At 70.2% G+C, this 11,963-nt stretch carries 11 protein-coding genes; 3 read left to right on the plus strand and 8 right to left on the minus strand.

Annotation, left to right across the window (positions count from 1 at the left end):
* On the plus strand, positions 1–500 hold a 500-nt coding region (locus tag ACTWQR_RS40395; RefSeq protein ID WP_443232240.1), incomplete at its 5' end, for a THUMP-like domain-containing protein.
* Positions 501–697: 197 nt separating this feature from the next.
* Here ACTWQR_RS40395 and ACTWQR_RS40400 read toward each other — a convergent pair.
* The 3 genes from ACTWQR_RS40400 to ACTWQR_RS40410 are packed head-to-tail and all read right to left on the minus strand — an operon-like array spanning position 698 to position 3,692.
* Entirely contained in the window at positions 698–1,903 is a 1,206-nt protein-coding gene (locus tag ACTWQR_RS40400) for a dipeptidase (RefSeq protein ID WP_443232241.1), read from the minus strand.
* A gap of 5 nt (positions 1,904–1,908) precedes the next feature.
* Positions 1,909–2,484, minus strand: a complete 576-nt coding sequence (gene purE / locus ACTWQR_RS40405) for a 5-(carboxyamino)imidazole ribonucleotide mutase (protein WP_443232242.1) — start codon at positions 2,482–2,484, stop codon at positions 1,909–1,911.
* Positions 2,481–3,692 (minus strand): 5-(carboxyamino)imidazole ribonucleotide synthase, encoded by a 1,212-nt coding sequence (locus ACTWQR_RS40410; RefSeq protein WP_443232243.1) that lies wholly within the window; start codon positions 3,690–3,692, stop codon positions 2,481–2,483. The genes purE and ACTWQR_RS40410 overlap by 4 nt, the downstream gene beginning before the upstream one ends.
* A gap of 142 nt (positions 3,693–3,834) precedes the next feature.
* On the opposite strand from ACTWQR_RS40410, the gene ACTWQR_RS40415 reads away from it, so the two are divergent.
* A complete protein-coding gene (locus tag ACTWQR_RS40415) occupies positions 3,835–4,404 on the plus strand; it encodes a GtrA family protein (protein ID WP_443232285.1) in 570 nt (189 codons plus the stop codon).
* 49 nt (positions 4,405–4,453) lie between these two features.
* On the opposite strand, the gene ACTWQR_RS40420 is transcribed toward ACTWQR_RS40415, so the two are convergent.
* Positions 4,454–5,731, minus strand: coding sequence for an ATP-binding protein (locus ACTWQR_RS40420; protein ID WP_443232244.1), 1,278 nt, complete (start codon positions 5,729–5,731; stop codon positions 4,454–4,456).
* Positions 5,732–5,778: 47 nt separating this feature from the next.
* Complete coding sequence (locus ACTWQR_RS40425) at positions 5,779–6,456, minus strand: response regulator transcription factor (RefSeq protein ID WP_037677291.1); 678 nt, start codon at positions 6,454–6,456, stop codon at positions 5,779–5,781.
* A 420-nt stretch (positions 6,457–6,876) separates the two neighbouring features.
* On the opposite strand from ACTWQR_RS40425, the gene ACTWQR_RS40430 reads away from it, so the two are divergent.
* The gene (locus ACTWQR_RS40430) at positions 6,877–8,373 is read left to right on the plus strand and encodes an oligopeptide:H+ symporter (RefSeq protein WP_443232245.1); all 1,497 of its coding nucleotides are present in this window, start codon (positions 6,877–6,879) and stop codon (positions 8,371–8,373) included.
* An 82-nt stretch (positions 8,374–8,455) separates the two neighbouring features.
* Here the strand turns inward: ACTWQR_RS40430 and ACTWQR_RS40435 are convergent, their stop codons facing one another.
* The 3 genes from ACTWQR_RS40435 to ACTWQR_RS40445 all read right to left on the minus strand — a co-directional run bounded on the left by ACTWQR_RS40435 (position 8,456) and on the right by ACTWQR_RS40445 (position 11,930).
* On the minus strand, positions 8,456–9,730 hold the full coding sequence (locus ACTWQR_RS40435; RefSeq protein WP_443232286.1) for a hypothetical protein: 1,275 nt from the start codon (positions 9,728–9,730) through the stop codon (positions 8,456–8,458).
* Between the two features lie 74 nt (positions 9,731–9,804).
* Positions 9,805–11,001, minus strand: coding sequence for a hypothetical protein (locus ACTWQR_RS40440; protein WP_443232246.1), 1,197 nt, complete (start codon positions 10,999–11,001; stop codon positions 9,805–9,807).
* A complete protein-coding gene (locus tag ACTWQR_RS40445; RefSeq protein WP_443232247.1) occupies positions 10,998–11,930 on the minus strand; it encodes a COG1470 family protein in 933 nt (310 codons plus the stop codon). Before ACTWQR_RS40445 ends, ACTWQR_RS40440 begins: the two co-directional genes overlap by 4 nt.
* Positions 11,931–11,963 lie beyond the last annotated feature (33 nt).

Genomic DNA, 11,963 nt, shown 5'->3' on the forward strand with positions numbered 1-11,963 from the left:
TCTCGGACTCCGGGGACGTGAAGGAGGCCGTGCTGTGGTTCGGCACTCTGGGATCCGGGGTCGTCCGAGCGACCCTGTTGCCCGGCCCTCGTACGCTCCTGAGTCGTGGGCTGCCCGATCCCCAAGTCCGGCCGCCGGGGCGGTACTTGTACGAGCCCGACGGTGCCGCCATCCGTGCCCATCTCGTCGCGGAGGTCGCCGAGGAGCTCGGCGGCGGGCTGATCGACGAGACGATCGCCTACGTCACCGCGGACTCGCTGATCCCCACTCCGTACGCCACCGCGTACGAGATCACCGACCGGCTTCCCTTCAATCTCAAGAAGTTGAAGGCTCTGCTGCGGCAGCGTGAGGTCGGTGTCCTGACCGTCAAGAAGCGCGGTTCGGCCGTCGAGCCTGAGGAGTTGCGGCGCAAGGTGAAACCTCAGGGGCCGAACTCCGCGACCGTGTTTCTGACGCGGGTGCGGGGCGCCCCGACGATGCTCGTGGGGCGCCGTGCCTGAACGAAAGCCGCGGGTTGTCATTTCGGCTGCGGGGCCGTCGTGGCTGTTCGCGCCCACGCGGCGGAGCCGCATATGTCACAGCCCCGCGCCCCTAAAAGACTGCGCAGTTCCCCGCGCCCCGAATGTCACGGAGTTTCCCGCCCCCCTGAATTCGGGGCGCGGGAACCCCTCGGAGAGTCTGGACGGGGACTAGGGAACTAGCCGTCCAACTGCTCCAGGGTCGCGTTCGACGGGCCCCTGCGGGACTGCTCGTCGCGGCCCACGTCCTCGGCCGCGCCCAGGACCCGTACCGCGTTCTGCCAGGTCAGCTTGGCGAGGTCGGTGGTCGACCAGCCTCGGTGCAGGAGCTCCGCGATCAGGTTCGGGTAGCCGGAGACGTCGCTGAGGCCGTCCGGTGTGAACGCCGTGCCGTCGTAGTCGCCGCCGATGCCGATGTGGTCCACGCCCGCCACCTCGCGCATGTGGTCCAGATGGTCGGCGACCGTCGAGACGGTCGCGACGGGGCGGGGGTTGGACTCCTCGAAGAGCCGGTGGACCTTCATCGCCTCGGGAGTCGTGGCGAGGTGGTGGACGCCGTGCTCGCGCATGTTCTCGTCGGCGGCGGCCGTCCAGTCGACGGCGGCCTGGAGGACGAACTTCGGGACGAACGTCACCATCGCCACGCCGCCGTTGCCCGGCACACGCTCCAGCACGTCGTCCGGGATGTTGCGCGGGTGGTCGCAGATCGCGCGGGAGGAAGAGTGGGAGAAGATCACCGGCGCCACGGACGTGTCCAGCGCGTCCCGCATCGTCGTGGCCGCGACATGGGAGAGGTCCACCAGCATGCCCAGGCGGTTCATCTCACGCACGACCTCACGGCCGAAGGCCGACAGGCCGCCGACACCCGGCTCGTCCGTCGCCGAGTCCGCCCACGCGATGTTGTCGTTGTGGGTGAGGGTCATGTAGCGGACCCCGAGCTCGTACAGGCCCCGCAGCGTGGCGAGGGAGTTGTCGATCGAGTGGCCGCCCTCCGCGCCCATGAGCGAGGCGATACGGCCCTCGCCGCGCGCCGCCTCCATGTCGGCGGCCGTCCGGGCGCTTTTCAGGTCCTCCGGGTACCGCGCGATCAACTGCCTTACGCAGTCGATCTGTTCGAGCGTCGCCGGGACCGCGCCGGGCAGGTCCGAGCGCACGTACACCGACCAGAACTGCGCGCCGACCCCGCCCGCGCGCAGCCGCGCCAGGTCCGTGTGCAGGTGAGCGCTCTGGTCGGCGGCGAGGTCGCGGGCGTCGATGTCGTAGCGGACCTGTTCGCGCAGCGCCCAGGGGAGGTCGTTGTGGCCGTCCACGACGGGGAACTCGGCGAGCAGTGCGCGGGCTTGGTCGAGGGAGGAGCCGGGGGCGGAGTCGGGAGAGAAGGACACGTGCGTCACTTCCCCGGGCCCGAACCGAACCCGAAACCGCCGCTGCCCGCGCCCTCGACCTTGGCGCGCAGTCGCTTGCCCTTCTCGGTGGCCTGGTCGTTGAGCTCCTGCTGGAACTCCCGCATCCGGCCGAGGAGTTCCGCGTCCTGCGTGGCCAGGATGCGGGCGGCCAGCAGACCCGCGTTGCGCGCGCCGCCGACGGAGACCGTGGCGACCGGGACGCCCGCCGGCATCTGGACGATCGACAGCAGCGAGTCCATGCCGTCGAGGTACTTCAGCGGGACCGGGACGCCGATCACGGGCAGCGGGCTGACCGAGGCGAGCATGCCCGGCAGATGGGCCGCCCCGCCCGCGCCCGCGATGATCACCTTGAGGCCGCGGTCCGCCGCCCCCTCCCCGTACGCGATCATCTCGCGCGGCATCCGGTGCGCCGAGACGACATCGACCTCGTACTCGATCTCGAACTCGTCCAGGGCCTGTGCGGCGGCTTCCATGACGGGCCAGTCGGAGTCCGAGCCCATGACGATGCCGACGACGGGCGACTCGGAGAACTCGGATGACGAACCTGCGGACGTGGTCATTCGGTGATCGTGCCCTTCAGATAGGCGGCTGCGTGGCGGGCGCGGTCGAGGGCGTCGTCCAGGTCGTCGCCGTAGGTGTTGACGTGGCCGACCTTGCGGCCGGGCTTCACGTCCTTGCCGTACATGTGGATCTTGAGCTGGGGGTCGCGGGCCATGCAGTGCAGGTACGCGGAGTACATATCGGGGTAGTCGCCCCCCAGGACGTTCACCATGACCGTCCACTTCGCGCGCGGGCGCGGGTCGCCGAGCGGCAGGTCCAGGACCGCGCGGACGTGGTTGGCGAACTGGGAGGTGATCGCGCCGTCCTGGGTCCAGTGGCCGGAGTTGTGCGGGCGCATGGCCAGCTCGTTGACGAGGATGCGGCCATCGCGGGTCTCGAAGAGCTCGACGGCGAGGTGGCCGACGACGTCGAGTTCCTTCGCGATGCGCAGGGCCAGCTCCTCGGCCTGGAGCGCGAGCGCGTCCGGGATGCCGGGAGCGGGCGCGATGACCGTGTCGCAGACGCCGTTGACCTGCTGGGACTCGACGACGGGATACGCGACGGCCTGGCCGTGCGGGGAGCGGACGACGTTCGCCGCGAGCTCGCGTACGAAGTCGACCTTCTCCTCGGCGAGGACGGGGACTCCGGCGCGGAAGGGGTCCTCGGCGTCCGCCACGGACCGTACGACCCACACGCCCTTGCCGTCGTAGCCGCCGCGGACGGTCTTGAGGACGACCGGGAAGCCGTCACCCTCGGCTCCCGCGGGGAGCCCTTCCGCCGCGAACGCCGCCACGTCGTCCGGACCGCTCACGATCCGGTGCCGCGGGCACGGCACGCCGATCTCGTCGAGCTTCGCCCGCATCACGCCCTTGTCCTGGGCGTGGACGAGCGCGTCGGGGCCGGGGCGGACGGGAATGCCGTCCGCCTCCAGGGCTCTGAGGTGCTCGGTGGGTACGTGTTCGTGATCGAAGGTGATCACATCGCAGCCCCGCGCGAAGGCCCGCAGCGTGTCGAGGTCGCGATAGTCGCCGATGACGACTTCGCTGACCACCTGCGCCGCGGAATCCTGGGGGGTGTCACTGAGGAGCTTGAATCTGATGCCGAGCGGGATGCCCGCCTCGTGTGTCATACGAGCGAGCTGCCCCCCGCCGACCATGCCGACTACCGGGAACGTCACACCCCCAGGGTATCGGCCGTATCGGGCCGCCCCTGTCGCGCGCATGATCATCGAAAGTTCCGCATGTTCATCACAGGCTGGACACATAATTCGGGTGATCACAGGCACCGAAGGGAACCGCTGGTTAGCATGGCGGAGTCGACGAAGGTTGACGAAAATGGCGTATACGACGAGACGGGGACTGGGCGACACCATGGGCAAAGGTGGTAAACGCAGGGCTCATGCCAGACCGCCCAGCGCCGTGCGCATGCGGATCGACCGGCTGACCAAGGAGGTCGCCAAGTTCGGCGCGGTCGGCGGGGCCGGTCTGCTCGTCAACCTGATCACGTTCAACCTGGTGCGCAGCGCCACGGACCTGCAGGTCGTACGGGCCAGTGTGATCGCCACGGTCGTCGCGATCGTCTCGAACTACATAGGGTTCCGCTACTTCACGTACCGCGACCGCGAGAAGAGCGGCCGCGGCAGGGAACTGACGCTGTTCGTGCTGTTCAGCGCGATCGGCCTGGTCATCGAGAACGGCTTCCTGTTCGCCGCCACGTACGGTCTCGGCCTCGACAGCGCACTGGCGAGCAACGTCTTCAAGTTCGTCGGTATCGGTATCGCGACGCTGTTCCGCTTCTGGTCCTACCGCACGTGGGTCTTCCGTTCGGTGCCGGCCAGCGACCCCGTGGCCGACGCTGAATCGTTCCTGGAGCGGCCGCGGGCGGCGCAGGCCTTCCTTCAGGAGGACCGTCCGACCCGGCAGTTCCAGCGCGTGCGCTGATCTTCCCCTCGTCCGGAACCGCAGTCGCCACCGGCTATCGAACCGTCGGCTATCGAACCGTCGGCTCCGGGCTCTCCCCCGCTGCCGGGCGCTTCACGGGCGTACGCGACAGGAACAGGCCGAAGACCGGGGGCTGGGCCTGGAGCATTTCCAGACGGCCGCCGTCGGCCTCGGCGAGGTCGCGGGCGACGGCCAGGCCGATGCCCGTTGAGTTGCGACCGCTGATGGCACGCTCGAAGATGCGGGCGCCCAGGTCGGCGGGGACTCCGGGGCCCTCGTCGGTGACTTCGATCACAGCCTGGTTGCCGGTGACGCGGGTGCGCAGGGCGACCGTGCCGCCGCCGTGCATCAGGGAGTTCTCGATCAGCGCGGCCAGCACCTGGGCCACCGCGCCGGGCGTGCCGACGGCCTGAAGATGGTGCTTGCCCGAGCTCACGATGGCCCGGCCCACGCTGCGGTAGGCCGGGCGCCACTCGGCGAGCTGCTGCTTGATGACCTCGTCGAGGTCGAAGGTGACGGCGGAGCCGGTGCGCGGGTCGCGGGAGTTGGTCAGGAGCCGTTCGACCACGTCCGTGAGGCGCTCGACCTGGCCGAGCGCGATGGTCGCCTCCTCCTTCACCGTGTCCGGGTCGTCGGTGAGGGTGATCTCCTCCAGCCGCATGGACAGAGCGGTCAGGGGCGTACGGAGCTGGTGCGAGGCGTCGGCCGCCAGGCGGCGCTCGGCCGTCAGCATGCGGGCGATGCGCTCGGCGGAGCTGTCCAGGACGTCCGCGACCCGGTCCAGCTCCGGAACGCCGTACCGCTTGTGACGCGGGCGCGGATCACCGGAGCCGAGCCGCTCGGCGGTCTCCGCGAGGTCGGTCAGCGGGGAGGCGAGCCGGTTGGCCTGGCGTACCGCGAGGAGGACGGCGGCGATCACCGCGAGCAGGGCGACCGCGGCGATGATCAGGAGCGTACGGCCGACCTCACGGGTGACCGCGGAGCGGGGCTCCTGAACCGTGACCGTCTCGCGCCCCTCGCCCGTGCGGACGGACTGGATGACGTCACCGGTGGGCTCGGCGCCGATGTGGATGGGGGCGCGGCCCGGGAGGTCGATGCGCGCGTACCGATCGCCCGTGACCTGTTCCTTCAGGACGCCGGCATTGATCTGCTCGTCGCCGAGGATACGGCTGTCGACGATGCTCACCAGCCGCACCGCCTCGGAGTCCACACGTTCCTGGGCGCTGCTGCTGATCGTGCGGGTCTCGACGATGACGAGCGAGACGCCGAACACGGCGATCACGACCAGCACGACGGCCAGCGTGGAGTTGATGAGTCGACGGCGCATGCCCGTACGTCAGCTTTCTCGGTACGACGAGTGGATCCCCGAGGGGGTCAGCTCTTCTCGAAGCGGAAGCCCACGCCACGTACCGTCGCGATGTACCTGGGGTTCGCCGCGTCGTCGCCGAGCTTCTTGCGCAGCCACGAGATGTGCATGTCGAGGGTCTTGGTGGACGACCACCACGTGGTGTCCCAGACCTCGCGCATCAGCTGGTCACGCGTGACGACCCGGCCGGCGTCCCTGACGAGGACTCGCAGCAGGTCGAACTCCTTGGCGGTGAGCTGGAGTTCCTCGTCGCCCATCCAGGCGCGGTGCGACTCGACGTCGATGCGCACCCCGTGCGTGGCGGGCGGCTGCTGGGGCTCGGCGGCGCCGCGCCGCAGCAGGGCCCGGACGCGGGCGAGCAGCTCGGCGAGCCGGAACGGCTTGGTGACGTAGTCGTCGGCGCCCGCGTCCAGGCCGACGACGGTGTCCACCTCGTCGGCGCGCGCGGTCAGGATGAGGATCGGGATGGTGTGGCCTTCGGCGCGCAGCCGACGGGCCACCTCCAGTCCGTCCATGCCGGGCAGCCCGAGGTCGAGCACGACCAGATCGATGCCGCCCTGGATGCCGGCGTCGAGCGCGGTGGGTCCGTCCTCGCGTACCTCAACCTCGTAGCCCTCCCGGCGCAGGGCGCGGGCCAGCGGCTCCGAGATGGACGCGTCGTCCTCGGCGAGCAGTACACGGGTCATGAACTGATGGTAGTCCGCCGCGGTCCAGCGCAGTGGGGGTGATCGACATGCGGGGTTCGCCCCAGCGGCGCTGGGCATGCGACGGACGAGCGCCCCTGGGGCTTACGGGTGAAAACCTGTGAACGACCTTCGATTCGTGTGGATAGTTCCATCCACACCTGTGATCCATCTCTCAAGTCGTGTCATGTGCCGCATTGACATGCTGTGTGGCTTTATCGTGACCAGATACCTGTATCCCACAGGGACCTTTGCCGGCCGCTCGGCCGTCGAAGGTCTCTTTCGTGCGCGGGCTGGTGTTCATCAGCCTCGACGGGAATGACCTGTGGCCGGGCCCCGAGCGCGAGGACGCGTGCCGGCCGCCTCCCCCACCGGGCGCGCGAGCTCCCCACTGCGGCACGCCCCGACCAGCAAGGAACGACCATGGCGTCCAGCCTGACGAAGGACTCGGTCTCCCCGGGCACCCCCGGGTCCGAGAAGACCTTCTTCGGCCACCCCCGCGGACTGGCCACTCTCTTCATGACCGAGATGTGGGAGCGGTTCTCCTACTACGGCATGAGGGCCCTGCTCCCGCTGTACCTGGTCGCCCCGGGCGGCCTGCACCTGAGCGCGACCACCGCGACCGCGATCTACTCGGTGTACCTGTCGCTCGTGTACCTGCTCGCCCTGCCCGGCGGCTGGTTCGCGGACCGCGTCCTCGGCCCTCGCAGGACCGTCGCCGTCGCCGGCCTGGTCATCATGCTCGGGCACCTGACCCTGGCCCTGCCCTCGTCCGGCACCTTCTACGCGGGCCTCGGTCTCGTCGCGATCGGCTCGGGACTGCTGAAGGCCAACATCTCCACGATGGTCGGCCACCTCTACGACGGCCCGGACGACCCGCGCCGCGACGGCGGCTTCACCGTCTTCTACATCGGCATCAACCTCGGCGCCTTCGCGGCGCCGCTGATCATCGGCACCATCGGTGAGAACGTCGACTGGCACCTGGGCTTCGCGCTCGCCGCGCTCGGCATGGCGCTGGGTCTGGCCCAGTTCCTGATCGGCCGCCGCCACCTCGACGCGCGCTCCGACCTCGTCCCGACGCCGCTGTCCGCCGCCGAGAAGGTCTCGACCCTGCGCAAGGCCGCGCTGTGGGCGGGCGTCGCCGCGGTCTTCTACGGCATCGTCGGCTTCTCCGGCCACTACACGCTGAACTGGATCCTGGTCCCGCTCACCCTCATCGGCCTGATCATCCCGATCATGGTCATCGCCCGCATCAAGCGGGACAAGGAGCTCGACCAGGTCGAGCAGTCGAAGATGTCCGCGTACATCTGGTTCTTCATCGCCGCGGCCGTCTTCTGGATGATCTACGACCAGGGCGGCTCGACCCTCTCGATCTTCGCCGAGTCGTCGGCCGAGAACAGCGTCTTCGGCTGGGAGTTCCCGGTCTCCTGGTACCAGTCGGTCAACCCGGTCATGATCATGGCCCTCGCCCCGGTCTTCGCCTGGGCATGGCTGGCGATGAACCGCAGCGGCAGGGAGCCGAGCACGATCGTGAAGTTCGCGTCGGGGCTGCTCCTGGTCGGCGCGTCCTTCTTCCTCTTCCTGGCTCCCCTGTCGATCGCCGAGGGCGGTCACAAGGCCGCCGCGCTGTGGCTGGTCGCCATCTACTTCGTACAGACCGTGGGCGAGCTGACCATCTCCCCGGTCGGCCTCTCCGTCACCACGAAGATGGCTCCCGCGAAGTACGCCTCCCAGATGATGGGCGTCTGGTTCCTCGCCGTCACCGCCGGCGACGCCACGACCGGTCTGCTCTCCATCGCGGGCGTCGGCCTGAACGGCATGGGCGTCGTCGCCCTGGAGGCCACCCTCGCGGTGATCGCCGGCTTCGCGGTGTACATGTACCGCAACAAGGTCAAGTCATTGATGGGCGACGTCCGCTGACCGCCCCGTAAGGGGCGCGGGGAACTGCGCGACCAGCCACAACGGACCCGCAGTTCCCCACAACACTCCACCCCGACGGCCCCTACGGCGTCCTACGCGAAGCGTGCCGCCGCGGCATGAACGTGAACACCGCTCCACCAAGCAGAATCGCCGTACCCGCTACGAGCCCGAGCGCCCGCAACATCCCACTGCCGTCAGAACCGGTGTCCGCGAGCCCACCCCCGGAGTCGGCGGCACCGGCGCCCGACGTACCGGCTCCACCGGCGGAGCCACCCGCCGCGCCACCCTCCTGGGCGGCCGTGTCCAGCGTCAGCGACACCGCGGACTTGGTCGGCGTACAAGTCGTCGTCGTACCAAGGGCCTTCACGGTCAGCACACCCGGCGAGAGCGTCGACTCGCCGTCCGCCCCCGGCTTGTACGTACCCGTCAGGTCAGGAATCTTCATGGGATCCCCTGACTTGATCGCCTCCGGGTTCGTCGGTCCCTCGACATTCACCGTGCCCTTGTCGGCGCCGCCCAGCACGACCTCCATCGACGGCTTGACCGAGTCCGCCGGGATATCGGCGGGGCTGTCCATCACGGACCCCTTGAACTGGACGGTCAGGTCGTAACTCCCGCCGCTCTTCTTGGCGTTGATCTGCACGGGCGAGGTCGCGTTCTTGTCGCCGATAGGCGTCTTGCAGGCGTACGGGATCGCGACTTCCTTGCCGGTGAAGTCGGTCTGGCCGCCGCCACCGGTGGAGCCTCCCGTGTCGCCGCCCTCGCTCTCGCTCCCGGACGGGCTCGGCGCGCCGCTCGTCGGCGGCGGGGTGGTGCTCTCGGTCGGATCGGGCGACGCGGGGGGCGAACCCCCGCCGCCCGCTGTCACATTGATGGTCGCCGCGGACTTCACCGTCTCCTTGGGCGCGCACTTGGTGTCCGTCGACATGACGTTGATGGCGTACGCGTCCGGCGTCAGCGTCACCTCGCCGGGCGTCGTCAGCTTCAGCGTGCCCTTCATGTCGGACAGCTTCATGTCCCCGCCCTTGGGGATGGCCGGGTTCTCGCGCGGCCCCTGCATCGCGATGTCGCCGCTCTGCGCACCGGCCGCCTTGAGCGTGCCGGACGGCTGGGCCGAGTTCGCCGGCAGGTCGATCAGGTCGGGGTTCTTCGAGGCCGCCTGGACGAACTTCCACACCACCTCGACCTCGTCGCCCACCTTCGCCGTCGCCGGTGCGGTGACCTCCACCTGGGTGGTGCCCTGCACGGGGTCGAGACCGGAGGCCGCGGGCGGTACGCACTCGGTCGCGTACGACACCTCGGCGGCCTGGGCCGGTGCCGCGGCCACGCCCAGCAGGACGCCGGCACCGCCGAGCATCATCGCGACTCCGGCCGCGCTCGCTCTCCGGCCGCCCCTCGGCCGGACTCCCGGTCGGACTCTCCGTTGCGTGCTCACGTGTTTCCCTTCCTGGTCGGGGTCGTCGGACTGTTCTCTTGCGGTGCGGAGAGCTGACCGGCCTCGGCCGCGCCCGGATCGGTGTCCGGGGTGAACCAGGGCAGAGTCGGGGTCGTACTGGGACGGGTACCGCGTTCGGTGTCGGTGTCGGCGCCCGACGCCGTGAACGTCGACGGGAGGCTCAACTTCGGTAGCCGCACGGTGACTTCGGGCAGTCGCAGTCCCCCGCGCCGCACGCCGTGCGCGCCACGGCCGGGGCGCCCGGGACGCTCCGGGTGCCTGACCCGGCCGGCGCCGACGCGTCCGGAGGACCTGCGCGGCCGTATCCGGTCCACCACGGCCATCCCGATCCGGAACACCGCGGCCGGTACGACGACGAAGACCAGGATCCAGAAGAGCGTCACGCCCCACGGGCGCCCCACGCCCCACGGCTGCTCGGCGAGCACCTTGCCGCCGAACTTCAGCGAGACCGTGTAGTCACCGTGCGCTCCGGACGTCAGCTCGACCGGCAGGGAGATCCGTGCCTTCTTGCCGGGCGCGATGGTGCCGCGCCACTGCTGTTCCTCCCACTGCGGGGCGAACACGCCGTGAGAGGTGCCGACTTGGAAGACGGGGTTCTTGACCGGGTCGGGTCCGACGTTGCCGACGGTGAAGACGAACTGGCGGGACGGTGGCGCGCCGAACCAGGTCAGCAGGCCGCTCGACCCGTCGAGCCGGGTGTCGGTGAGGACCGAGAGCCGACCGCCGCTCTGCTCCTTCGGCAGCGGCTCGACCTCGTGCCCGGCGACCAGGAGCGGGGCGTTCGCCTCCGCCTTCTCGCCGGTGACCGTGGCGACATGGACCACGCACGGGCACGGCTTGGGCGGTTCGACGACCGGCAGCTTTCTGCTGAACCTGCCCTTCGCGTCGGTGGTGGCGGCCCGGCCGTCCGCGTTGGCACAGGAGTTGGTGCCGCCGATCACGCCTCGGTCGGTCGATGACTGGCCGCAGATGAGCATCATCAGGATGGCCTTGGACCGCCAGCCGCTCCCCGTCACGGTGATCGAACCGCCCGTCCCCGCCTGGGACTTGGAGAGTTCGACCACTGGTTTCTCCGCAGCGGCCGCCGGCACTCCCGCAGGCACTCCCGCCAAGGGGAACAGGGCGAGCGCGAGCACCGCCACCACCGCCGGAATCCGCACCTTGCCGCTCACGACACCGCTCCCGTCAACTCGTCTTCCGTACGCGGCTGTTCGGCGCCCGCGATCTGAGGCGGTGGGCGCCTACGACGTCGTACGAACCGTCCTACGAACCAATGGCCGCCGCCCGCACACACCACGAGCCCGCCGACCACGCCCGCCACCGCTCCCCACGGCACGAACCGCGCCGAAGCACCCGCCTCGTCACGCGCCCCGCCCGCCGCCGTGACCGTGACCTTCACCTCGACCGAGTCGAGCGCGGGCCGGTCGGGCCAGGGTTCGGTGAGTGTGACGCGGCGGCCGGGGAGCAGTTCGACGGGCAGGGTGCGCGGGGCGCGGTCGAGCACCTCGCCGAACAGGCCCTCGGCGCGCACTGCGAGCTTCGGGGTCAGCACGGTGGTGCCGCGGTTGACCAGCTCGTACGAGATACGGCCGGCACGGACGGCCACGTCCTCGACGGTGAGCGCCGAGAGCGTCGGGCCGCCGACCCGCAGGTGGACGCGTACGGCCGCGGACCGGCCGGCGCCGGTGGCGACGATCGCTCCGGGGTGGTCGCCGGGGGTGGTGCCCACCGGGACGCTCACCGTGAACGGCACGTCCGCGCGCGTACGCGCCGGGATCTTCACCGTCCGCTCGGCGAAGGTGATCCAAGCGCCGGTGTCCGTCGCCTTCGCGCGGACCGAGAGGCCGCCGCCTCTGCTGTTGTCGGCGTCCGCGCCCCGGAGCCGTACGGTGAGCGGGTCCCTGCCCGGATTGATCACCGACACCGTGTCCTCCATGACGGTGCCGGGCGCGCCCTCGGCGTAGAAGTAGGGCCGACCGTCCTGGCCACCGGTCGAGGGCACGACGGACCAGCCGTCGTCGGCCGTGGCGGTGGGGGCGACGGCCAGCAGGGTGACGGCGGCGAGACAGAGGGCGCGGGCGGCGGGCAGCACGGACGGCATCGGCGGCTCCGGGTGGTCGGCGGCTCCGGGTGG

The sequence above is a fragment of the Streptomyces sp. 2A115 genome (genome assembly GCF_052245575.1).
GTDB lineage: Bacteria > Actinomycetota > Actinomycetes > Streptomycetales > Streptomycetaceae > Streptomyces.

What these genes read in the sequence shown, in the direction of transcription:
- purE (WP_443232242.1), bottom strand. Translation starts at nt 2,484, where the DNA reads ATGACCACGTCCGCAGGTTCGTCATCCGAGTTCTCCGAGTCGCCCGTC.
- ACTWQR_RS40415 (WP_443232285.1), top strand. Translation starts at nt 3,835, where the DNA reads ATGGGCAAAGGTGGTAAACGCAGGGCTCATGCCAGACCGCCCAGCGCC.
- ACTWQR_RS40420 (WP_443232244.1), bottom strand. Translation starts at nt 5,731, where the DNA reads ATGCGCCGTCGACTCATCAACTCCACGCTGGCCGTCGTGCTGGTCGTG.
- ACTWQR_RS40430 (WP_443232245.1), top strand. Translation starts at nt 6,877, where the DNA reads ATGGCGTCCAGCCTGACGAAGGACTCGGTCTCCCCGGGCACCCCCGGG.
- ACTWQR_RS40445 (WP_443232247.1), bottom strand. Translation starts at nt 11,930, where the DNA reads ATGCCGTCCGTGCTGCCCGCCGCCCGCGCCCTCTGTCTCGCCGCCGTC.
- ACTWQR_RS40410 (WP_443232243.1), bottom strand. Translation starts at nt 3,692, where the DNA reads ATGATCATGCGCGCGACAGGGGCGGCCCGATACGGCCGATACCCTGGG.
- ACTWQR_RS40425 (WP_037677291.1), bottom strand. Translation starts at nt 6,456, where the DNA reads ATGACCCGTGTACTGCTCGCCGAGGACGACGCGTCCATCTCGGAGCCG.
- ACTWQR_RS40435 (WP_443232286.1), bottom strand. Translation starts at nt 9,730, where the DNA reads ATGCTCGGCGGTGCCGGCGTCCTGCTGGGCGTGGCCGCGGCACCGGCC.